This window comes from Nitrospirillum bahiense, from assembly GCF_007828025.1.
GTDB lineage: Bacteria > Pseudomonadota > Alphaproteobacteria > Azospirillales > Azospirillaceae > Nitrospirillum > Nitrospirillum amazonense.
The window spans coordinates 1-21964 of record NZ_VITO01000036.1 but is presented as its reverse complement, the minus strand read 5'-3'; the positions used below and the strand labels follow the sequence as shown (position 1 = coordinate 21964).

Genomic DNA, 21964 nt, shown 5'->3' with positions numbered 1-21964 from the left:
GACCAGGACCATGCCGCCTTACCCCGCCGCCGCCAGGCGGGCGCTGCCCCGCGGGCGGGCGTTGCGCCCGGCGGGGGAGGCGTCGGTGACTTGCCACGGCCGCTGGGCGCCCAGCGACTCCGCCACGGCGAGGCCGGCGGACAGGCCATCCTCATGGAAGCCATAGCCGCAGTAGGCGCCGCAGAACCAGGTGCGGCGGGTGCCCTGGATGAGGCCCAATTCCTGCTGTGCCGTCGCGGCGGCCAGGTCGAACAGCGGGTGGTCGTAGATGAACTCCCGCACCTTCAGCGACGGGCGCGGTTCGGTGATGGGGTTCAGGGTGACGAACAGGGGCACGCGCTTGTCCAGCCCCTGCAGCAAATTCATCCAGTAGGTGACGGATACCTTGGCGTCCCGGTCCCGGGTGGAATGGGCGCTGTAGTTCCAGCTGGACCAGGCCTTGGCGCGGCGGGGCATCAGCAGCGGGTCGCGGTGCAGCACCGCCCGGTTCATCTGGTAGCGGAAGGCGCCCAGGATGCGCCGCTCCTCCTCCGACGGGTCCAGCAGCAGGGCCAGGGCCTGGTCGGCGTGGGTTGCCAGCACGACGTGGTCATAGCTGCCGCTCCACCCCTGGGAATCCTGGATGTGCACGGCGGTGCCGGAACGCCGCAGGGCGACGATGGCCCGGCCGGTGTGCAGCCGGCCTTCCAGCGACCGGGTCAGGCGGGTGACATAGGCGCGGCTGCCGCCCGTGACCGTGCGCCACTGCGGCCGTTCCTTCAGCTTCAGCAGGCCGTGGTTGCAGAAGAAGCGCACGAAGCTTTGCACCGGGAAGGACAGCATCTCCCCGATGGTGGAGGACCAGATGGCGGCACCCATGGGCAGCAGGTGGTCGTAGATGAAGCGATGGCCATAGCGCTGCGCCACCAGGTATTCGCCCAGCGTCATGGCGGCGGCCGAGGGCTGGTCCAGCAGCGCCGGGGCCGTCTTGTAGAAGCGCAGGATGTCGCGCAGCATCAGGTGATAGGTGGGCGACAGCAGGTTGCGCTTTTGCGCGAACATGCCGGCCAGGTTCGTGCCGGAATATTCCAGCTTGCCCCGGTCCAGGGTGACGGCGAAGGACATGTCGGACGCCTGGGTCGGCACGTCCAGATGCTCGAACAACGCCACCAGATTGGGATATGTCGCGGCGTTGTAGACGATGAAGCCGGTGTCCACGGGCATGGGATGGGCGCCGCGACCGGGCACATCCACCGTGTTGGAGTGGCCGCCCAGATAGCTGTTCTGCTCGAACAGGGTCACGTCATGGCCTTGCCGTGCCAACAGCCAGGCGCAGCTCATGCCCGTGATGCCGGCGCCGATGACGGCGATCTTCATACCCGCGCTCCCGCTGCCCGCGTCACTCGCGGGTCCCTGGTCATCCATCTGATCTCGCATCGGCATTTAACCCCAGAGGTCAATCGTTGTCGTCCCTGATCGCCGCGAAGGTGTCCAGCGCCCGCTGCCGCGCCGCCTTATGCTCCACCACCGGGTGGGGGTAATCGTGGCCGAGGCGCACGCCGGCCGCCCGCAGCGTGATGGGGTCGGCGGTCCAGGGCTGGTGCAGCACGCGGTCGGGCAGGCCCGCCAGCTCTGGCACCCAGCGGCGCACATACTCTCCCGTGGCGTCGAACTTCTCGCCCTGCAGTACCGGGTTGAACACGCGAAAATAGGGGGCGGCGTCGGCGCCGCAGCCGGCGATCCATTGCCAGCCGGCGGCGTTGTTGGCCAGGTCCGCGTCCACCAGCGTGTCCCAGAACCAGGCCTGGCCGGCCGTCCAGGGCAGCAGCAGGTGCTTCACCAGAAAGGATCCGACCACCATGCGCACCCGGTTGTGCATCCAGCCGGTGGCCCACAGCTCCCGCATCCCGGCGTCGATGATGGGGTAGCCCGTCAGGCCGCGTTGCCACGCCGCCAGATGGCCGGCGTTGTCATCCCAGGTGAAGGCCTCGAACTTCGGATTCAAGGGGCGCTCCGGCAGGAAGGGAAAATGATAGAGCAGGTGGTGGCAGAACTCGCGCCACCCCAACTCGCGCAGGAACGAGTCCACGCCGTCACTGCCCTGGGTCTTGGCCTGGGCCTGGGCCGCCGCCCAGATCTGGCGGGGGGAGATCTCACCATGGTGCAAATGGGGGGACAGGCGGGACGTCAGCGGCTGCGCCGGATAGTCGCGTCCTTCCGGGTAGCGTGCCACGGCCCGGGCCAGGAAATCCGTCAGACGCTGTTGCGCGCCCGCCTCGCCGGGTGTCCAACTGTCGCGCAAGCCCCCCGCCCAGTCGGGCTTGGTGGGAAGCAGGCCCCAATCCTCCAGCCGGTCGCTGTCGGGCGGCGTGGGCAGGGTGGCCAGGTGCCGGGGGGTGGGCTCGGGCCGCCCCGGGTCCAACCCCTCCCGCACAGCCTTCCAGAACGGGGTGAACACCTTGTAGGGGCCGCCCGTGCCGGTCTTCACCGTCCACGGTTCCACCAGCAGGGCGGCATTGAAGCTATCGACGGCGATGCCCTCGGCCTTGAGGTCGGCCTTCAGCGTGCTGTCGCGGGCAATGGCGTGCGGCTCATAGCAGCGGTTCCACACCACGGCCTCCGCCCCCGTCTCGCGTACCAGGGCGCGCAGCGCCACGTCCGCCCGGCCCCGTCGCAGGATGAGGGGGCAGCCCGGGCCGGCCAGCGCCCCGGACAGGGCCGCCAAGCTGTGGTGCAGCCACCAGCGCGAGGCGCCCCCCGGCGCCCACGGTCCCGGCGTTTGGTCGTCCAGGATGTAGACCGGGACCACCGGCCTGCCGGATTGGGCGGCATGGCTCAGCGCGGGGTTGTCGGCCAGGCGCAGATCCTGACGGAACCAGACGATGACGGGCGGCTTCGGGGCGGCGGACATCAGGCGAACCCTAGCATTTCTGCAGATGGCAGGCATGCGCCAGCGGCCCGGCGTGGTGTGAGCGCTACAATAGCGGGCAAGAAAAAAGGCGACATTCGGGGTTGGCCGTAGGGCTGGCGTGGGTTTTGACAGGGTGTTGGACGGAACGCCGCAGGACGAACCGCATATGACGGAAGATACGTACCCGTCCATCCGGTGGATCACCCCCGGCGAAATCTATTCCCCACCCTATACTGATGTATTGGCGTGCTTGTTTTTCCCAGAAGGGATCCTATTTGAAACAGTGTCCGCTCGATGATCCAGTGTACCGGTTCCCCCATCCCGGCCTGGCTGCGCACCCCCCAAAGCGCGTTCGGCGGACGACCTAAGGGCGGCCCGGGTCCCCCCATCCCCGGGCCGCCCGTTTCCTTTTTGGGGCCCCGTCAATATGTGCCGGTATCCGCCAGGTCGGTCCCCAGGATATGGGTCGAGTGGAAGGCGTAGCCGCGATCCCGGTGCAGCAGCACGATGCTGAAGGCAGCGGGAAACAGGCGGCGCAACGCCGCCTCGCGTACATCCAACCCGCCGGTGTAGGCGCCGAAGGCCGGCAGCACCAGGCGGTGGCCGTCGGTGACGAAGCAACGCCCCCCCACCCGCCGCGCCCGGGTGGGGACGCTGGCCTTGGGATGATAATGGCCGGAGATTTCACCGGCCGGCGTGACATCCTGGGCCTCGTGCCGGAAAACCAGGGGCCCCTCCACCCAATCGTCCACCACCCGGCCGCCCCAATCCGGCGGCGGGGCCGGGTCATGGTTGCCCGCCACCCACAGCCATTCATGGGCCTGGATTAGTGCTGCCAGGCGCCGGCCGTCGTCGGCCGAGACGCGGGCGCCGGCGCGCCGGTCATGAAAGCTGTCACCCAGGCACAGCACGCGCCGCGGCGCCAGGCGGCGGCAGACCGCCTCCAGCCGGGCCAGGGTGGCGGCGGTGTCATAGGGCGGCAGCAGGGTGCCGCGCCCGGCGAAGGCCGTACCCTTTTCCAGGTGCAGGTCGGCCACCACCAGCAGGCCCCGGTCCGGCCAGAACAGGGCGCCGCTGGCGTCGGCCAGCACCACGGCCCCATTCACGGTCAGGCTGGTCTGGTCGCCGGTGCTGCCGGTGCCGAAGCGGGCGTTCATGCGTAAAAGGTCCCCAACTGGTCAAGCGCGCGCCGCGTCCCGGTAATCCCCGGGGGCGGCATTATAATGGCGTTTGAAGGCGCGGCTGAACGCGCTTTCCGATTCATAGCCCACGCGGGCCGCCGTTTCCGCCAGCGACAGCCCCTCGGTCACCAGGTGGCGCACGGCCAGCGTCATGCGCACCTGGGCCAGGAAGGCCAGGGGGGCCGGGGCGCCGGTGGCACGGAAGGCGCGCACCAGGCTGGCGCGGGAAAGATGGGCCTGGTCCGCCATGTCGTCCAGGGTCCAGGGCCGGGCGGGATCCCGCACCAGGGCGGCCACCACGCGGGCGGTCGCCGGGCGCGCCAGCAATCCCGCCACCTCCGTGCCCTCACCGTGATCCTCCAGGTGCCCGCGCAGGATCATGGTGAACAGGGCGCGGGCCAGGTCGGTGGCGATGGCGCGGGCGCCGGGGCGGGGGGCGGCCACCTCGTCCCGGATGGTTTCCACCAGCCGGGCCAGGCGCGGCCCGCCACCGCGCAGGTGCACCGCTTCCGGCAACAGGGCCAGCAGCGGGTTGTCGGCCACCCGCTCAAAGGCGAATCGCCCGCAGATCAGGTCCAGGGCCGGGGCCGGAGAAGCGCCGCCGGACAGGTCGCTGGTCCGCCGCACCTCCACCACGCCGTTGTCGCGACGCTCCAGTCTTGTTGTGGCGTCGGCCGGCGCGCCGGCGGTGCGCACCGTGTGCCGCGCGCCGTGGGGCAACAACAGGACATCGCCGTCGTTCATGTCCAGGGTCCGGTCCAGGTCGGGCAGCAGCACCTGGGCCTTGCCCGCCGTGACGATGTGGAAGGGCGCCAGACCGAAGGCTTCCCGCCCGTGCGGGGCCGACCAGCCGGGGCCGAACAGGCAGTGCTGCTCCACCTGCGGGCGCACCTGGATCAAGGGTGCCAGCGTGCTCAGCACATCGTTGCGATCGTCGTCCATCGACTTTGCTTCACCCAGCCAACGTTGATCCTGCCGGTCATGACCTTGATCCGCCCGGGCATTCAGCGGCGGGCGGCCCGGCGTTACCTTTCACTCATCGAAACGCACACCGGACGGCGCCTTACCCGACGGCGCTCCGCGGATGAAAGGAAGCAGATCATGATGCTCGATTGGAACCAGTATCGTCAGCAGATTGGCGCCGGCGTCGGCGCCTATGCCAAGCTCAGCCCCGACACGGTGAAGGGCTACGTCACCATCAGCGGCGCCGGCCAGCACACCAACCACCTGGACGCCAAGACCCGCGAGCTGATCGCGCTGGCCGTGGCCGTGAGCGTCAAGTGCGACGGCTGTATCACCGTCCACACCGACGCCGCCATCAAGAATGGTGCCACCAAGGAGGAAATCGCCGAGGCCCTGGGCGTGGCTGTGGCCATCGGCGCCGGTGCCGCGCTGGTCTACACCACCCGCGTCATGGACGCCTATGGCCAGCACCCGTCCACCCAGGGCTGAGGCCGGGCGCAGTCGAAGCGGCGCGGGGCGATCCCGCGCCGCTTGCGCCCTGGCCCAGCCGCGTGGGTGATTGCGGCGCCGGTTGGGGGGGATCATAGTGAGCGGCCTCAGGGAGGATCGCCCATGACCTTTGCCGCACTGGGAATGACGCCTTTGATCAGCGTCTTCGACATGCCTGACGCGCTGAGGTTTTACCGGGAGGTCCTCGGCTTCGACCTGGTGGCGGCTTCGCCGGAGGTGCAAGCGCGCGAGGGCACCTTTTCCCATTGGATCTGGCTTCGGCGCGGACAGGCGCAAATCATGTTGAACACGCAGTTCGATTCGAACGAACGGCCTGCGGAAAACGATCCGGCGCGGGTGGCCGCGCATGGGGACACGGTCCTGTACATCGGCTGCGCCGATGTCGACAAAGCCTTCGACGAGCTTACGCGGCGCGGCCTTCATGCCGACGCACCGACCCTGGCGCCGTATGGGCTGAGGCAGTTCAGCACCAAAGACCCAGACGGCTATATCATCGTTTTTCAGGAGGTCCGCTAGCGCCGGGGCCGTCCTGGCGGCGGGGGTAAGGCCTTAAAACGGCAACAGCCCTTGGCCCTGGCGCATGGTCTTGGGCAGCGCCTCGGCCGCCAGTTCCTCGGCCGCCTCCTGCAACAGCACCTCGTCCGCCCGGCCGCCCACCATGACACGGCCGATCTCCAGCAGCACCGGCACGGCCAGGGGGGAGATGCGGTCCAGCGCCATGTGGCGGATGTGCCCCTTCACGCGGGCCAGCATGTCGGCCAGCCGGCGCACATCGGTCAGGCCGGCGGCGGCCTCGGCCCGGGTGGCCTGCAGCAGCAGGTGGCCGGGGTCGTGGCGGCGCAGCACGTCGTAGATCAGGTCGGCGCTGACCGTCATCTGGCGCTTGGTCTTTTCCTCTCCCGGGTGGCGGCGCTCCAGCGTGCCGGCGATGGTGGCCACGGTCTGGAAGGTCCGGCGCAGCATGCTGGACTCGTCCATCCATTCCTCCAGGTCATCGCCCAGCATGTCCTCCGCGAACAGGGCGTCCATGTTGGTGGCGGTGCTCAGCGACCAGATGGCCAGCACATAGTCGGTGGCGACGAAGCCCAGCGGGTGCAGGCCCAGCCGTTCCATGCGGCGGGTCAGCAGCATGCCCAGGGTCTGGTGGGCGTTGCGGCCCTCGAAGGTGTAGGCCACCAGAAACTCCTTGCCGCCGCGCGGGAAGGTTTCCACCAGCAGGCCGGTGCGGTCGGGCAGGGCCGAGACATAGCGCTGGATGCGCAGCCACTCCGCCACCTCCGCCGGCAGGTCGCGCCATTGGCCGGGGTCGGCCAGCATGGCGCGCACCCGGTCGGCCAGGTGGGTGGTCAGCGGCAGGCGGCCGCCCGCATAGACCGGCACCTTGGGCTGGCCCTGGCCGCCCTTGACCACGATGGCGGCGTTGTCGCGCATGCCGACGAAACGCAGCAGCTGGCCGCCGAAGATGAAGGTGTCGCCCGGCACCAGGCCCTGGATGAAATATTCCTCCACATCGCCGATGGACCCGCCATTGGACATCCGCACCTTGACCGTCGGTTCCTCCACAATGGTGCCGACGTTCAGGCGGTACTGCCGCGCCACCTGGTAGTTGGCCAGCTGCCACAGCCCATCCTCGCGCCTGCGCAGGCGCTGGAAGCGCTCATAGGCGCGCAGGGCATAGCCGCCGGTGGCGACGAAATCCATGACCTGCTCGAACCGCTCCCGCGTCAGGTGGGCATAAGGCGCGCAGCTGGTGACCTCGGCGAACAGGTGGTCGGCGTCGAAGGGCCCGGCGCAGGCGGTGCCCACCACATGCTGGGCCAGCACCTCCAGCCCGCCGGGGCGCGGCGGGTCACCGTCCAGGGTGCCGGCATGGACGGCATCGATGGCGGCCTTGCACTCCAGCACCTCGAACCGGTTGGCGGGAACGAGCAGGGCGCGGGAAGTGAGGTCGATGCGGTGGTTGGCGCGGCCGATGCGCTGCAGCAGGCGGCTCACGCCCTTGGGTGCGCCGATCTGCACCACCAGGTCCACGGCGGCCCAGTCGATGCCCAGGTCCAGCGAACTGGTGGCGACCACGGCGCGCAGGGCACCGCGCGCCATCGCCGCCTCCACCTTGCGGCGCTGCTCGGTCGACAGGCTGCCGTGGTGCAGGGCGATGGGCAGGGCATCGGCGTTCACGCGCCACAGCTCCTGGAACACCAGTTCGGCCTGGGCGCGGGTGTTGACGAAGATCAGGGTGGTGCCGCAGGCCTTCACCTGTTCATAGACGTCCGGCATGGTCTGCAGCGCCATGTGCCCGCCCCAGGGGATCTCCATGGTCAGCAGGATGCCCACCTCCGCCGGGGCGCCGGGGGCGCCGCGGACGATTTTCACGGGCGTTGAGGGGGCTACCGGATGGTTGGGCAGGGCCAGATAGTCGGCCAGGGCCTGGGGATGGGCCACCGTGGCCGACAGGCCCACCCGGCGGGCGCCCGGCGCCAGGCTGGCCAGCCGCGCCAGGTGCAGCGACAGCAGGTCGCCGCGCTTGCTGCCGGCCAGCGCATGCAGCTCATCCACGATGATGGTGCGCAGGGTGCCGAACAGCGTCGCCGCCTCGGGATACGACAGCAGCAGCGCCAGGCTTTCCACCGTGGTCATCAGGATCTGCGGCGGGTGGGCGCGCTGGCGGCGGCGCTTGGCCTCCGGCGTGTCGCCCGTGCGAGTCTCCACCCGGATGGGCAGGCGCAGCTCCGCCACCGGCTGTTCCAGGTTGCGGGCGATATCCACCGCCAGCGCCTTGAGGGGGGAGATGTAAAGGGTGTGCAGCCCCTCGCGCGGGCGTTCCGACAGATCGATCAGGCTGGGCAGGAAGCCCGCCAGCGTCTTGCCGCCGCCGGTGGGGGCGATCAGCAGCGTGTGATCGCCCCGCTGGGCGGCGCGCAGCATCTCCAGCTGATGGGCGTGCGGCGTCCAGCCGCGATGGGCGAACCAGCCCGCGATGTTCGGGGGCAACAGCTCTGGTTCAGGGAAGAGCGCGACAGGCGGCATGTCCTCAGGATATATGAGGTTCAGGCCCGGTGCCCAATAGGATGCTGCCGATGCCCTCAGGAATAATAGGATACCGCCTGACATGACCGAGCAGACCAGGGGCCCGCTGGGGCTGATTTGCGCCATCCCCGAGGAAATCGCCCATTTCGGCGCGCATTTCCGGGCGGAGAGCACGCGCGACATCGCCGGCTTCACCTTCCGGCAGGGCAGCATGGACGGCCGCCAGGTGGTGCTGGTGGAGGCCGGCATCGGCAAGGTCAACGCCGCCGTCGTCTCCACCCTGCTGCTGCAGGTGTTCGGCGCCCGCGCCCTGCTGTTCTCCGGCGTGGCCGGCGGCGTGGACCCAGCCCTGGCCATCGGCGACGTGGTGGTGGCGACCCGCCTGGTGCAGCATGACTATGGCGCCCTGGCGAATGGCGAGCTGAAGGTCTACCAGCCGGGCGTGCCGCCCCTGCCGGGCTTCGACGAGGCGCACGGCTATGAGCTGGACAAGGATCTGGAGGCCAAGGCCCGTGCGGCCCTGGACGGCTTGGTGCTGCCGGCCCTGTCGGCGGAAGCGACGGGCGGGGAGGCGCGGGTGCCCGGCATCCATTTCGGAACCGTGCTGACGGGCGACCAGTTCCTGAACTGTGAGACCTCGCGCGACCGGCTGTTCCGCACCTTCGCCGCCCAGGCGGTGGAGATGGAGGGCGCGTCGGTGGCCCAGGTGGCGACGCGCTGGGGCGTGCCCTATCTGGTGGTGCGCAGCCTCAGCGATCTGGCCGGGGCCGACAGCCATATGGACTTCCCCGCCTTCTGCCAGGCGGCGGCGGCCGGTGCCGCCGAATTGATCCGGCGCCTGGCGGCGGTGCTGTAACGCGCTCATGCTATCGGGGAAGCCAGGCGGCCGGATGGCCGCGCCCGGCGCTTGAGGGCATCGACAAAGGGGGCGGGCATGCTGGACTATTGCGTGATCAAGGGGGAGATCGGGGCCGCCATCAAGGCCGGGCGCGCCGTCGTGGCCTTGGAATCCACGGTGATCAGCCACGGGCTGCCCTATCCCGCCAATATCGAGGCCGCCAAGGCCATGGAGGCGACGGTGCGGGCCAATGGCGCCGTCCCCGCCACCATCGCCATCCTCGACGGCCGCATCCGCATCGGCCTGGAGGCGGAGGATTTTGAGCGCCTGGCCGCCGGCGGCATCCGCAAGGTGAGCCGGCGCGACCTGCCACTGGTGCTGGCGGCCGGCGGCGATGGCGCCACGACCGTGGCCGCCACCATGATCGCCGCGCGCCTGGCCGGCATTTCTGTCTTCGCCACCGGCGGCATCGGCGGCGTGCATCGGGGGGCCGAGACCACGCTGGACATCTCCGCCGATCTGGAGGAACTGGCCCGCACCGATGTGGCCGTGGTCTGCGCCGGCGCCAAGGCCATCCTGGACCTACCCAAAACACTGGAATATCTGGAGACGCGGGGCGTGCCGGTGGTCGGCTACGGCACCGACAACTTCCCCGCCTTCTACACCGCCCAGTGCAACCTGCCGGTCGACAGCCGCTGTGATTCGGCGGACGACGTGGCCCGCATCTTGCGCGCCAAGTGGCAACTGGGCCTGAGCGGCGGCGCCATCATCGCCGTGCCTATCCCGGAGGAGGCGGCCCTGGATGCCGAGGCCATCGAACAGGCCATCCGCCTGGCGGTGGCGGAAGCCGAAGGACAGGGCGTGCGCGGCAAGGAACTGACGCCCTTCCTGCTGTCCCGCCTCGAGCAGTTGACGGAAGGTGCCAGCCTGGTGGCCAACCGCGCCCTGCTGCTGAACAACGCCGCCGTGGCGGCCCAGATCGCCGTCGCCTACGCCACCCTGCGCCGGGAAACGACGTTGCCGCGCCGCCCGCCCGGCAAGCGGGCGCTGTACTGACGATAGCTCAGTCTTTGCCCTCGGATCTCTCCATGGGGCCTTCGCTGTAGGGCTGCTGCTGGCCCGAGGCCGAAACCAGGCGGCCCTCGACATAGGCGAAATCGACCTTGGTTTCCCGCTTCCGGATGGTGTCCGTGAACATCACTGTGATCTTTTGCAGGCGGCAGGCAGTATCAGGGACGCGGACGTAGGTCATATCCCTATACCGATAGCTGTCCGCGTTCACAGTTTTGGCGAGACGGTGGCTCCCGGCGACCCCAGGCTCCAATATCAGGACAACGTCGTTCGTTCCGATGCTGATGGTTGCTGTGGGGGTCACCAGGTGCTTAAGCCGCGCGTCGGTTTCCCAACCGACCCGTCCGGCGCGGCTGATAATCTCGACAGAGCGACGGCCGAGGGCATCGTCAAGGTCGGCATCCCTGATTTGGGCCAGATCGCAGGGGGTGGCTGTGGCCGACCGCGCCATCGCGCCCGGCGCCAGCAAGGTCAGGGTCAGCATCAGGCTGCGTCTCCACATATCTCCTCTCACCCGCGCGAATCATCCCAAGGTTGATATCGTCGCCCCCAAACACCTTCCGGGCAAGGTCCGATGCCTACGCTGTGAAGATCAGCGAGCGGTGGGCCGCCGTGCCGGCCATGGTGCCGCTGGCCACCGCCAGGGCCACAGAACCCGCCAGGCGGGCCGTGTCACCGCAGGCGAAGACGCCGGCAACGCTGGTCTGCTGCATGGCGTCCACTTGGATGCACTGGCCTAGCGGTCCCTCCTCGATGTCCACGCCCAATTCGGCGGCCAGCGGGCCGGTGAGGCGGGTCTGGGCCAGGGTGAAGACACCGGCCAAGGGTACGGTGCGTCCGTCGGCCAGGCGGATGTCGGCGCCCGCGCCGAAGAAGCCGGCGACGGGCGTGCGTTCCACCGTCACGCCGCGTCGCGCCAGGTCCGCCAGCTGGGCGGCGTCGGGCTCGAAGGCGCCGTTGAGGAACAGGGTGGTGGGGCCCCAGTCGGGCAGCATCTGGGCGTGATGCAGGGACATGGGCCCCGTTGCCAGCACGCCAATGGGGCCCTGGTTCAGCTCATAGCCATGGCAGTAGGGGCAGTGGAAGACGTGTTTGCCCCAACGCTCCGCCAGGCCTGGCACCTCGGGCAGGGTGTCGGTGACGCCACCTGCCAGGATCAGGCGCCGCCCGGCGGCGGGGGCGCCGTCGGTCTCCACCACGAACCCCTGTTCGTCCCCCGTCACGCCGAGGGCCGCGCCATCGCGGATCTCTACGGTGGCGTAGCGCGCCAGTTGCCCGCGTGCCGTGGCGATGATCTGGCCGGGGGGCACGCCGTCCTGGCCCAGAAAACCATGGGACGTGGTGGCGAAGCGGTTGCGGCGCTGACCGGCATCGATCACCAGCACGCGGCGGCGGGCGCGGCCCAGCTGCAAGGCCGCCGACAGGCCGGCGAAGCTGCCGCCAATGATGAGGACATCGTAACGCATGGGGGAGGCTCCAGCTGAATCAAACGTAACTTTGACTATTACGATTCGATTCGGCCTGTCAAGGAACACGCCACTGTGACAGTTGCGAATGATGGCAGGGGCCGTTAGGCTGGGCCGTCACCAGAAAAGGTTAGGGGCTGTGAGCAGGGATTCCCGATTGGCGCGCATGGCGCATGTCCTGGTCCACATGGCCTTTCACGATGGGGTGGCCACGTCGGAAACCATTGCGCGCATGTTGAACACCAACCCCGTGGTGGTGCGCCGGACCATGGCGGGCCTGCGCGACCGGGGCTATGTCGCCTCGGAAAAGGGGCCGCACGGCGGCTGGCGCCTGACGCGGCGCCTGGAGGAGCTCACCCTGCTGGATGTGCACCAGGCGCTGGAGACGGCGTCGGTCTTCACCATCGGCCCCAGCGACGACCACGCGGCGTGCCCGGTGGAGAATTTGGCCAACCAGGCCATCACCGGCGCCCTGGGCCAAGCCAGCGCGGCGTTGGAGGCGGCGCTGGGCCAGGTGCGCCTGTCCGACATCCTGGCGGAGGGACAGGCGCTGCGGGCGGCGATGGACCACGGCCGCCCGCATCAATGCCCTAACGCGGTGGCGGCTCAGTAGGCCGCCCGCACCAATGCCCCGACGCGGTGGCGGCTCAGTATGCCGCCACCGGGCCCCGGCGGCGCAGGTGGCTGACCAGGCCGCCCAGGCCCATCATCAGCAGGCCGAACTTCACCAGCCCGCCCACGAAGGGGATCAGCTGCAGCACCGCCAGGATCAGCACCACCAGGGCATAGCGGCGGATGCGGTCCCCCGGGCTGACCGGCGGGCCGCGGCGCTGGGTCACCATGTCGGCCAGGGCGAAGCCGGCCAGCGGCATCGCCACCATCAGCGCCAGGACATAGGCGAAGCCCAGCACCAGGGCCACGGGGATGCCGATGATGGTGATCAGGCAGAACAGGCTGAACAGCGGCACCAGGACCAGCAGCACCAGGCCCTTCACCGCCGCCGGGCCGGGGTCGCCGGCGATCCCGGCGGCCACGTTGGTGACGGCGCCGGGGAACAGGATATAGAGCACGGCGCCCACCAGCAGCATGCCGACGGCGAAGCTGATCATGCCGATGCCGCCGAACCAGGGCATCCAGATGTGCCAGCCGCTGTGGTGGTGGCCGCGGGTGTCGTTGCCGCCGTCCGTATCGGCGTCTTCATCCCGGTCCCGGTGGTGGTGGCGCTCCATGCCGTCGCCCTTGTACTGCACCTTGCCTTCGATATGGGCGCCGGCCGGCAGCTCCAGCGCGTGGCCGCCGCTGAAGGTGACGTCGCCCATGATATGGGCGCCCGGCTGCAGGATCAGCTTGCCAGAGGTGGCGTCGACGTCGCCCATGATGGTGCCGGCCACGGTCAGCTCACCGCCCTTGACGGCCACATCGCCCGCCACCGTGCCGTTCAGCGTGACCTCGCCCCCCAGCAGCGTGGCGTCGCCGGACACGACGGAACCCTTCTGCATGTCGATGTTGCCGGCCACCAGCACGACGTCCCCGCCCACCTGGCCCGTCAGGGAGGTGCTGCCGGAGACCACGATCAGGCTGTCGGCCACCGTGCCGCTGACCGTGGCGGTGGAACTGATCAGGATAGCGCTGCCGGCCACCGTGCTGTTGAGCTGGACGTTGCGTCCCAAGGCGATGACCGTATCATCGGCTGCCTGGTCCACCGTGACATTGCGCCCCGTGTACCAGGCGGCGTCGGCTGGAGTCGGCGCCATCGCCGCTAGACCAGCCACCATGAGAGCGGCCAGCGCCGCCCGAATTCCCCGCACCATGATATCCCCGCGTTGACTCAGACGCCGCCGCGCCTGCGGCGGGTCTTCTCCCGCCGCCAGTTTCCCTTGGAAGCGCGCCCAGGGGCAAGGGCCGCCAGCGCAGACAGGTGGGGGACCATTATCAGGAAGGGATCGGCAGAAGGGGTCAGCGGGCCGTCAGCAGGCCGCTGCCTTCCTCCGCCAGGGGACGGTCGCCGGCGATGCTGGTGATGATGGCGCCGGCGGCGGTATAGCGCTGTTCCGCCCGGGCCCAAACGATGCCGGGCGCGCGGGCGCGGGCGGGATGGCGGGTGCCGGTGACGGGGTCCACCACCTCCGCCACCGTCTGGCCCACGGTGACGGTGTCGCCCAGCGCCACGGTGTAGAGGACCACCCCGGCCACGGGGGCCCGCACACGGTCCACCCCGGCCAGCGGCGTCGCCTGGCAAGTGGGGACGGGCGGGGCCCCTGTGCCGCCCGCCAGCAGACCGCGCCGGACCAGCACGCGCACCAGCGCGTCCGCGTCGGCGGCGGCCAGGGCATCATCCACGTCGCGGCGGCCGCGCAGCTCGATGGTGGCGGCCAGGCAGGCGGCGGGCAGGGGCGGCACCGCGCCGGACAGGCCGGCGGTCAGGCGGTTGCGCAGGCGCCACCACAGCCCGGAACAGGCCTCGTCGAACGGATTGCCGCCCGACTCCAGCGCCAGAAAGACGGCGCGGCAGCCCAGCTCCGCCATCACGTCGGTGGCGTCGGGCCAGGATTCGGTGCCGGTGTAGGCATGGACCAAGGCTTCGCTGTCGCAATGCAGGTCCAGCACCAGGTCGGCGTCGATGGCCAGGCCCATCAAGGTCTTGCGCAGGCTGTCGGCCTCGGTCGCCGTTTCCCAGGCGGCGATGGCGGCCAGGGCGGCGCGGCGTACCAGGGCCACGTTGGCGGCGGCGTCAGATCCCAGACGGCCCAGCACCTGGTCGGCCACCGGGGCGGCCAGGTCGGGGAAGTCGCGGTTGAAGTTGACGCCGCTGCTGAGGGCGAAGCGGCCGATGGCCGTGCCCAGCACGGCTTGCGACAGGCCGATGGGGTTGGCGTAGGGCACCAGGATGATGTCGCCCCGCACGCGGCCTTCCGCGTCGGCGGCCTTCAGCCGAGCCAGCAGGTGCTGTGCCACCAACAGCCCGGGGATCTCGTCGGCGTGCAGGGCCGCCTGGATGTACGCCTTGGGGCGGGGTGCCGTGTCGGTGTTTGCCGGGCCGAAGCGATGGACGGTCACGGCCCGGTGGGTGCCCGGGAAACCATGGTCCAGGATGATCTCTTCGGTGGTCAGCGGCATTCCGGCATCCGCGGGTGAGGGGCCCCAAAAGGCAACCGCCGGATGGGGGGCATCCGGCGGTCGGCACTATACCTGAAAAAACGTGACGCTTTCAGGCTTTAGGCGTCTTCGGCTTCCCGAACGTCACCGCCCAGGGCCTTCAGCAGATCGAAGGCGCGGCGGCGCACGGCGCCGTCCGGCACGCGGTAATAGGCGCGCACCAGCTCCAGCGTCTCACGCCGGGCCATGGTCTCGCCTTCCTCGCTGCCCAGCGCGATGCGCGTGGCCTGCTCGGTCGCCGGCAGGTCTTCGAAGAAGTACCCGACGGGCACGCCCAGCACCTGGGAAAGGTTGAACAGCCGGCTGGCGCTGATGCGGTTCATGCCCCGCTCGTACTTTTGCAGCTGCTGGAACGTGATGCCCACGGCCTCACCCAGGATTTCCTGGCTCAGGCCCAGCAAAGTACGGCGCAAGCGCAAGCGATTGCCGACATGGATATCGATAGGATTGGGACCCTCGCCACGCTTGGAAAGTGAGTACGCGGACGCAAGGGTACCGGTCACAGAGCTCTTTTGAGCACCCATTTGTATTGACCTCGATTTAACAACTGCCGCCCCTCATTTATCGCAGAATCGCCCTTGGCAAAAGGATTTATCTGAGGATGCGGCAGTTGAGGTCAATGCATGACACATTTGTAATGGTTATTGTTGGTTAACGCGCCATTTGCCTACTGAATTGGCAATGATTTGCCGTCAACCCCTGCGTGTGCGTCCATCCAGGGTCAACAGGGGCGCATAAAGCTCCGGCCGGCGGTCGCGGAACACCCCCCAGGAGGAACGGACCTTCGCGATTTCGTCCAAGTCGAAGGTGGCGGTCAGCACCGTCTCCTCCTCGCGATTCGCTTCCGCCACCTTCTCGCCCTTGGGGCCGGCGATGAAGGAGGAGCCGTAGAAGGTGATGGACCGGTCGTCGTCCGGTTCGGTGCCCACGCGGTTGCTGGCCACCAGCGGCACCAGGTTGGCGCCGGCGTGCCCCTGCATGACCCGTTGCCAGTGGTCGCGGCTGTCCAGGGTGGGGTCTTGCGGCTCCGACCCGATGGCGGTGGGGTAGAACAGGATCTCCGCCCCCTGCAGGGCCATGACGCGCGCGGCCTCCGGGAACCATTGGTCCCAGCAGATGGCGGTGCCAATGGTGGCGTAGCGGGTCTTGTAGACCTGGAAGCCGGTGTCGCCGGGGCTGAAGTAGAACTTCTCCTGATAGCCGGGGCCATCGGGGATGTGGCTCTTGCGATAGATGCCCAGGACGCTGCCGTCGGCGTCGATCATGGCCAGGGAGTTGAAGTAGGCGTTGCCCGCCCGCTCGAAGAAGCTGGTGGGCAGGACCACCTGCAGCTCGCGGGCCAGGGCGCTGAAGCGGGCCAGCACGGGATGGCCCTCCGCCGGGGCCGCATGGGCGAAGTGGGCGGCCTTCTGGTTGATGCAGAAGTAGGGCGTCTCGAACAGTTCCTGCGGCAGGATGATCTGGGCGCCTTCGGCTGCGGCGCGGCGCACCAGCGCCTCCACCCGGTCGATGTTGCCCCCCTTGTTCCAGTCGCACCACGTTTGGGTGGCCGCCACCGTCACCTGTCGCATCGCGCACTCCCTTCCTTCAGCTACTCATTCTGAAACCGGGCCCATGATAACCGTCTTCGTGACAGGCACTAGCATGCCGTCGCGCCTTAAATGGTGCGGGTCGGTGCAGGTTCCAGCACATGGCCGATTCGCATTGGGGATGCAGGATCGACAGGGCGGCAGCCCCGTCGCGGTGATGACTGCGGCTTCACCCCACCTGTACTACAGCGGTAGGGCATCGCTCCGATGGCGGTGCTTATTCGTCGTCGTCGTCGATCTGGGCCGGCATGGCGGCGCCGTCCAGGATGGCGCCCTCCAGCTGGGCGCCGCGCAGGTTGGCGTCGATCAGGTTGGCGCCGGACAAGTCCGCGCCGCGCAGGTCGGCGCCCGACAGGTTGGCGCTGCGCAGGTTGGCGCGCTGCAGGCTGGCCTTCAGCAACAGGGCATCGGCCAGGTTGGCGGGCCACAGCCGGCCGATGGGGCGGCCGTCCGGCCCCTTGATGTCAACGGAGCCGATCTCGGCCCCGTCCAGTTTGGCGCCCGTCAGGTCGGCACCGCGCAGGCTGACGCCATCCAGGGTGGCGCCCGTCAGGTCGGCGCCGCGCAGGTCGGCCCCGGCGAGGTCCGACATGATGAACATGGAATCGCGCAGCTTGGCGCCCACCATCTTGGCGCCCTTCAGGTCGGCGCCGCTGAGGTTCACGCCCTTCAGGTCGATGTGGCTCAGGTCTTCGGCCGCCAGTTCCGCCCGGATGCCCTTGGCGCCGTTGCTGAGGATCCAGGTGCGATGGTGGCCCAGCGCCTTCTGGATCTTCTCCGAGAAGTTTTCCGAACCGCGCGCCAGGTTGGCGCCGGTGGTGTCCACGCCCGTCAGGTCGACGCCGTCCAGGTTGGCGCCCGTCAGGTCGGCGTTCATCAGGATGGCGCCGGCCAGGCTGGCGCCGGTCAGGCGACAGTCCCGCAGCACGGCGCCCGTCAGGTTGCTGCCCGACAGGTTCACGCCGCGCATATCACAATTGGTGAAGTTGGCCGACTTCAGCACCGACTTGGCCAAGTTGCAGCCCGACAGCTGCGCACCCGAGCAGTCGGCACCCACCATGCTGGTCTCGCTGAGGTCGGCGCCCGCCAGGTTGGCGCTGGACAGCAGGGCGTCGTCCATGTCCGCGCCGCGCAGGTCGGACTGCTGCATGCTGACCTGGCCGGGGCCCCGGCGGTCCAGCAGCGCGCCGCCGCGCAAGTCGGCCTCACGCAGGATGGCGCCCTTCAGGCGGGCGCCGCGCATGTGGGCGCCGCGCAGGTCGGCGCGGTACAGGTTGGCGTTGATCAGGACGGCGCGGGTCAGCTTGGCGGCGAAAAGGTCGGCCATGCTGAGGTTGGCGGTGGTGAAGTCGCAGCCGGTGAGGTTGGCGCCCGACAGCTTGGCCGATTGCAGGTTCATGCCGACGAAGCTGGCACCCTGCAGATCGACCAGGGGCAGCATGGCGCGCGCGCCGCCGGTCTTTCGCTTCAGCCAGCGATCGTGCTTTTCCAGTACGGCGATCAGTTCGTGCGGTGTCATGCCCCGGCCGGGCCTCTCACATGCGGTCACAAATTTGCGTGCAGTCTGTATTTCTTTTGGACTGGTTACAACTGAACATCCTATCCCTTTGCTAAGAAAACATTGACGCTGGCGGCACATTGGACAAGCTACGTCGTGAATCTGCAGCCCGCGCGGCGGGTAAAGGGGGGCGGGACCCGGGCGGAATCGGGGCCGGGTTCCTTTGAGGTCCTGGTAAGATCGATCCTGGGTGGCCCCTTCCGGGCATGCCTCCGTTCATCGTTTTCGCCGTTTATCGCTTTCAGGGAACAAGAGCCAATGTCGACCGGCCATATCGTGGCGTCCTATGACGAGGAACTGGCCCAGCTGCACCGCACCATCACCACCATGGGGCGGTTGGCCTCCACACAGCTGAGCCGGGCCTTGAAGGCGACTCTGGAGCGTGACGGCGACCTGGCCGCGGCCGTCATGGCCGACGACGCCCAGATCGACGCCCTGGAGCAGCAGATCGAGAACCAGACGCTGAAGCTGCTGGCGCTGCGGGCCCCGGTGGGCCGCGACCTGCGCGAGGTGGTGGCGGCGCTGAAGATCGCCAACAACCTGGAACGCATCGGTGACTTCGCCGCCAACGTGGCCAAGCGCTCGCTTGCCCTGAACCAGATGCCGGAGGTGGAACTGACCCGCTCGCTGCGCCGCATCGGCGATGCGGCCAACGACATGCTGACCCAGGTGGTGACGGCCTACGCCGATGGCGACGCGGCGGCGGCGCTGGCCGTGCGCGAGGCGGACAACGAGGTGGACCTAGCCTACACCGCCCTGTTCCGCGAACTGCTGACCTATATGATGGAAGCGCCGCAGCGCATCACCGCCTGCACCCACCTGATGTTCGCTGCCAAGAACCTGGAGCGCATCGGCGACCACGCGACCAACATCGCCGAGACGCTGTGCTTCCAGGTCCTGGGCCAGGCCCCCGACGCGGAACGCGCCAAGGGTGACGACACCGCGCTGACCATCGTCACGCCGGGGGCGTGACTTAGGGCTATCGTCACGCCCCCGGCGTGACGGCCCGGGGCGTAGGAAACCAGGCATAAACCTGGCACGTGGTTTGCTCTTGTGACTGGTGGGGGACCGCCCGGTGGCGGCTCTTCCCGCAAGAATCGAGACGCCAGAGATGAATCGCCCCATGCCCCGCGCCGCGCTTCGGTCCCGCCTTTCCGTCCATCTGCGCGCCCTGCCTGCGGCGGCGCTTGGCGGTCTGCTGCTGGCGGGTGGCCTGGTGTCCGGCTGTTCGGAGCGGCCCATGGCGGCTGCCTTCCTGACGCCGCCGCAGTACAAGATGGAAACGGCGGCCCATTGGGTGATCGTGGCCAAGGACGTGGCCTCGGCAGTTTCCGCCTATCTGCAGGAGCAGACGGGGCAAAAACCGCCGGTGCAGATCTATCTGACCCGGCATAGCGACACGACCTTCGCCGACGCCTTCCAGCAGGCGCTGACCACGGCCTTCGTCCAGAACGGCCACGCCGTGGCCATGGAGCCCAAGCCCGACGTGGTGGCGGTGGCCATCGACGCCAACGCCATCGCCCATCCCAAGTTCACCAACGCCAACCACACCGTGCCCGGCCCGCTGACGGCCCTCGGCGCCGGTGTGGCCGTGGGCAAGCTCATGCTGGACGCCATGCCCTGGGGGATCACGGCGGCGGCCGGCGGCCTGGCGCTGGACACCGCCCGCGCCACGGTGGAGGAGACCTCGACCGAGCTGATGCTGACCGTGTCCATCAGCCGGGACGGCTATTACATCTACCGCTCGCAAGCGATCTACTACGTGAACGACGACGCGCTGGCCGAATATGTCGGTGGCCCCGGCACCCACTACCGCAGCTTCAACGACGTGCCCGAGGGCAATGTCGGGCTGGATCTGGGCCACAAGCCGTATGTGATCAAGTGACGGGGCAGGGGCCGAATCGCCCTCCCTATCCTTAGCGCGCGCATCCCTAGCGCGCGACGGCCAAGGCCACGCAGGCGGCCATCCGGCATCTGGGGGTGGGAAGCCTGAAACTGGTGCCGGCTGCGAGATTTGAACTCGCGACCTACCGCTTACAAGGCGGTTGCTCTACCAACTGAGCTAAGCCGGCTCCCAAGACCCCGGGGCAGCCCGGGGCGCCAAACGCGGGCAGACCTTAGCGTCGCCGCGCGACCTCGTAAAGCGCCACGGCGGCCGCGTTCGACACATTCAGGCTGCCGATGGGGGGCTGGGTCGGTAGATGGGCCAGGGCGTCGCAGCGTTCCATGGTCAGGCGGCGCAGTCCATCACCCTCGGAACCCATGACGACGGCCACGCGGCCCGGGAAATCCAGCGCGTGCAGGGGCTTCGGCCCCGATTCGGCCAGGCCGACGCAGAAGAATCCGCCGTCCTGCAATTCGGTCAGGGCCCGGGACAGGTTGGTCACCCGCACCAGCGGGACCACTTCCAGGGCGCCCGAGGCCGTCTTGGCCAGCACGCCCGTCACTTCCGGCGCGTGCCGGTCCTGGACAATGACGGCCTTGGCGCCGAAGGCGGCGGCGGAACGCAGGATGGCGCCCACGTTGTGCGGATCGGTCACCTGGTCCAGCACCACCACCATATCCGTCTCCCCGCAGGCGCGGGCGACATCGGCGATGTCCAGCTCTGGCAGGGGGCTGGCGTCCAGCACCAGGCCCTGGTGCACGGCGCCGGTCGGCAGCAGGCGGTCCAGCGCCTCGCGCTCCACCACCGTGGGCTCGGGCCGGGCGAGGCCGGCGGCCTTGGCCTGGGCGAAGGCCTCGGCCATCAGCTCCAGGCCCGCCGGCGTGGCCAGCAGGGCCTTGCAGCGCCGCTCGGGATTGGTCCAGGCCGCCACGACGGGGTGCTGGCCGTAGAGCATGCCGGGCTTGGGCGTGGCTTTGGGGGCCGTGGCCTTCTTGGCGCCATCCGCACGCCCATCCTGCGCGCGCGGGCGTTCACCTGGGGCATGAGCCCCCTGAACGCGGGTGCCCTGGACGCGCGGCGTGGACGCACCCGGACGGCCGCCATCGCGGGGCGGGCGGGGGGAATTGGGGGAGGAGGGCCCGTTGCCGCCGGCGCGGGAACCGCCCTGGTTGGAAAATCCAGATCGCTTCATGATGCCATCCTTAGCGCCAAGCGGTGCAGGGTTGCCACTGCTTTCCGCAGGGCATGGCACGGTTGCCGCCAAGTCTTTTCGTCCGACCAACATTTCCCCGTTGACAGGAGGGGGTCGAAACGCCTACCCACCTGTCCACCGTTTTCGACCCCGGTCGGACACGCGGCGACGGAAGGGTGGCCGAGTGGTTAAAGGCAGCAGACTGTAAATCTGCCCGCGTTAGCGTACGTAGGTTCGAATCCTACCCCTTCCACCACTTTGCCGGTAAAACCGCCCCCCAGCGATGAGGGGTGGGTTTGCTGGTTCCCCGCGTGCGCGAAGCAGTTCCGGGGTATGGGGCGGCAGAGACTTAGGCGGGTGTAGCTCAATGGTAGAGCAGAAGCCTTCCAAGCTTACGACGGGGGTTCGATTCCCCTCACCCGCTCCAGTACGAAGCTCCACGCGAAATCCTAAAGCTTAACTTCAGACTGTCAGGCAAAGGCGGATAAGACCATGGCCAAGGCGAAATTCGAGCGCACCAAGCCGCACTGCAACATCGGCACGATCGGTCACGTTGACCATGGCAAGACGTCGCTGACGGCTGCGATCACGAAGGTGCTGGCTGAGACCGGTGGCGCGACGTTCACCGCGTACGACCA

Annotated in this window: 21 protein-coding genes and 3 tRNA genes; 10 read left to right on the top strand and 14 right to left on the bottom strand. The window is 68.8% G+C overall.

Going from position 1 to position 21964, the window contains the following annotated elements; genetic code table 11:
- Positions 1 to 18: 18 nt before the first annotated feature.
- The 4 genes from FBZ88_RS29550 to FBZ88_RS29535 form a co-directional block, all read right to left on the bottom strand.
- Entirely contained in the window at positions 19 to 1356 is a 1338-nt protein-coding gene (locus FBZ88_RS29550; protein WP_088870983.1) for an NAD(P)/FAD-dependent oxidoreductase, read from the bottom strand.
- 79 nt (positions 1357 to 1435) lie between these two features.
- Positions 1436 to 2890 (bottom strand): cryptochrome/photolyase family protein, encoded by a 1455-nt coding sequence (locus FBZ88_RS29545; protein ID WP_145620566.1) that lies wholly within the window; start codon positions 2888 to 2890, stop codon positions 1436 to 1438.
- A gap of 422 nt (positions 2891 to 3312) precedes the next feature.
- Positions 3313 to 4047, bottom strand: a complete 735-nt coding sequence (pdeM, locus tag FBZ88_RS29540; protein WP_145620565.1) for a ligase-associated DNA damage response endonuclease PdeM — start codon at positions 4045 to 4047, stop codon at positions 3313 to 3315.
- Between the two features lie 21 nt (positions 4048 to 4068).
- Entirely contained in the window at positions 4069 to 5013 is a 945-nt protein-coding gene (locus FBZ88_RS29535; RefSeq protein WP_145620564.1) for an AraC family transcriptional regulator, read from the bottom strand.
- A gap of 159 nt (positions 5014 to 5172) precedes the next feature.
- Between FBZ88_RS29535 and FBZ88_RS29530 the strand changes: the two genes are divergently transcribed.
- Both FBZ88_RS29530 and FBZ88_RS29525 read left to right on the top strand, forming a co-directional pair.
- Positions 5173 to 5523: a carboxymuconolactone decarboxylase family protein gene (locus tag FBZ88_RS29530; protein ID WP_411861221.1), complete on the top strand. Its 351-nt coding sequence runs from the start codon at positions 5173 to 5175 to the stop codon at positions 5521 to 5523.
- 123 nt (positions 5524 to 5646) lie between these two features.
- Positions 5647 to 6060 (top strand): VOC family protein, encoded by a 414-nt coding sequence (locus FBZ88_RS29525; protein WP_145620563.1) that lies wholly within the window; start codon positions 5647 to 5649, stop codon positions 6058 to 6060.
- 33 nt (positions 6061 to 6093) lie between these two features.
- Here FBZ88_RS29525 and FBZ88_RS29520 read toward each other — a convergent pair whose 3' ends face one another.
- On the bottom strand, positions 6094 to 8571 hold the full coding sequence (locus FBZ88_RS29520; protein ID WP_145620562.1) for a ligase-associated DNA damage response DEXH box helicase: 2478 nt from the start codon (positions 8569 to 8571) through the stop codon (positions 6094 to 6096).
- A gap of 82 nt (positions 8572 to 8653) precedes the next feature.
- On the opposite strand from FBZ88_RS29520, the gene FBZ88_RS29515 reads away from it, so the two are divergent.
- Both FBZ88_RS29515 and FBZ88_RS29510 read left to right on the top strand, forming a co-directional pair.
- A complete protein-coding gene (locus FBZ88_RS29515) occupies positions 8654 to 9427 on the top strand; it encodes a 5'-methylthioadenosine/adenosylhomocysteine nucleosidase (RefSeq protein WP_145620560.1) in 774 nt (257 codons plus the stop codon).
- 78 nt (positions 9428 to 9505) lie between these two features.
- A complete protein-coding gene (locus FBZ88_RS29510; protein ID WP_145620559.1) occupies positions 9506 to 10465 on the top strand; it encodes a pseudouridine-5'-phosphate glycosidase in 960 nt (319 codons plus the stop codon).
- A gap of 7 nt (positions 10466 to 10472) precedes the next feature.
- Here FBZ88_RS29510 and FBZ88_RS29505 read toward each other — a convergent pair whose 3' ends face one another.
- Both FBZ88_RS29505 and FBZ88_RS29500 read right to left on the bottom strand, forming a co-directional pair.
- Complete coding sequence (locus FBZ88_RS29505; protein ID WP_145620558.1) at positions 10473 to 10964, bottom strand: hypothetical protein; 492 nt, start codon at positions 10962 to 10964, stop codon at positions 10473 to 10475.
- Positions 10965 to 11058: 94 nt separating this feature from the next.
- Entirely contained in the window at positions 11059 to 11946 is an 888-nt protein-coding gene (locus FBZ88_RS29500) for an NAD(P)/FAD-dependent oxidoreductase (RefSeq protein WP_145620557.1), read from the bottom strand.
- A 139-nt stretch (positions 11947 to 12085) separates the two neighbouring features.
- Here FBZ88_RS29500 and FBZ88_RS29495 point away from each other — a divergent pair, with 139 nt between their 5' ends.
- Positions 12086 to 12559, top strand: coding sequence for an RrF2 family transcriptional regulator (locus FBZ88_RS29495; RefSeq protein ID WP_145620556.1), 474 nt, complete (start codon positions 12086 to 12088; stop codon positions 12557 to 12559).
- 34 nt (positions 12560 to 12593) lie between these two features.
- Here FBZ88_RS29495 and FBZ88_RS29490 read toward each other — a convergent pair whose 3' ends face one another.
- The 5 genes from FBZ88_RS29490 to FBZ88_RS29470 form a co-directional block, all read right to left on the bottom strand.
- Positions 12594 to 13757 (bottom strand): bactofilin family protein, encoded by a 1164-nt coding sequence (locus FBZ88_RS29490; protein ID WP_145620555.1) that lies wholly within the window; start codon positions 13755 to 13757, stop codon positions 12594 to 12596.
- A 145-nt stretch (positions 13758 to 13902) separates the two neighbouring features.
- Positions 13903 to 15063, bottom strand: coding sequence for a succinylglutamate desuccinylase/aspartoacylase family protein (locus FBZ88_RS29485; protein WP_145620553.1), 1161 nt, complete (start codon positions 15061 to 15063; stop codon positions 13903 to 13905).
- Between the two features lie 98 nt (positions 15064 to 15161).
- Positions 15162 to 15626 (bottom strand): helix-turn-helix domain-containing protein, encoded by a 465-nt coding sequence (locus tag FBZ88_RS29480; RefSeq protein WP_040848567.1) that lies wholly within the window; start codon positions 15624 to 15626, stop codon positions 15162 to 15164.
- A 168-nt stretch (positions 15627 to 15794) separates the two neighbouring features.
- Entirely contained in the window at positions 15795 to 16673 is an 879-nt protein-coding gene (aguB, locus tag FBZ88_RS29475) for an N-carbamoylputrescine amidase (protein WP_145620552.1), read from the bottom strand.
- A 235-nt stretch (positions 16674 to 16908) separates the two neighbouring features.
- Entirely contained in the window at positions 16909 to 18210 is a 1302-nt protein-coding gene (locus FBZ88_RS29470; RefSeq protein WP_145620551.1) for a pentapeptide repeat-containing protein, read from the bottom strand.
- A gap of 297 nt (positions 18211 to 18507) precedes the next feature.
- On the opposite strand from FBZ88_RS29470, the gene phoU reads away from it, so the two are divergent.
- Positions 18508 to 19221 (top strand): phosphate signaling complex protein PhoU, encoded by a 714-nt coding sequence (gene phoU, locus FBZ88_RS29465; RefSeq protein ID WP_145620550.1) that lies wholly within the window; start codon positions 18508 to 18510, stop codon positions 19219 to 19221.
- 151 nt (positions 19222 to 19372) lie between these two features.
- On the top strand, positions 19373 to 20134 hold the full coding sequence (locus tag FBZ88_RS29460) for a hypothetical protein (protein WP_145620549.1): 762 nt from the start codon (positions 19373 to 19375) through the stop codon (positions 20132 to 20134).
- A 111-nt stretch (positions 20135 to 20245) separates the two neighbouring features.
- On the opposite strand, the gene FBZ88_RS29455 is transcribed toward FBZ88_RS29460, so the two are convergent.
- Positions 20246 to 20321, bottom strand: a tRNA-Thr gene (locus tag FBZ88_RS29455).
- 45 nt (positions 20322 to 20366) lie between these two features.
- Positions 20367 to 21326, bottom strand: coding sequence for a 23S rRNA (guanosine(2251)-2'-O)-methyltransferase RlmB (gene rlmB / locus FBZ88_RS29450; RefSeq protein WP_145620547.1), 960 nt, complete (start codon positions 21324 to 21326; stop codon positions 20367 to 20369).
- 170 nt (positions 21327 to 21496) lie between these two features.
- On the opposite strand from rlmB, the gene FBZ88_RS29445 reads away from it, so the two are divergent.
- From FBZ88_RS29445 to FBZ88_RS29435, 3 genes are all read left to right on the top strand, one after another.
- Positions 21497 to 21582 (top strand) — tRNA-Tyr (locus tag FBZ88_RS29445).
- Positions 21583 to 21679: 97 nt separating this feature from the next.
- Positions 21680 to 21753 (top strand) — tRNA-Gly (locus FBZ88_RS29440).
- Positions 21754 to 21818: 65 nt separating this feature from the next.
- Positions 21819 to 21964: GTP-binding protein (locus tag FBZ88_RS29435; RefSeq protein ID WP_246130159.1), on the top strand; the 146-nt coding region annotated here is incomplete at its 3' end.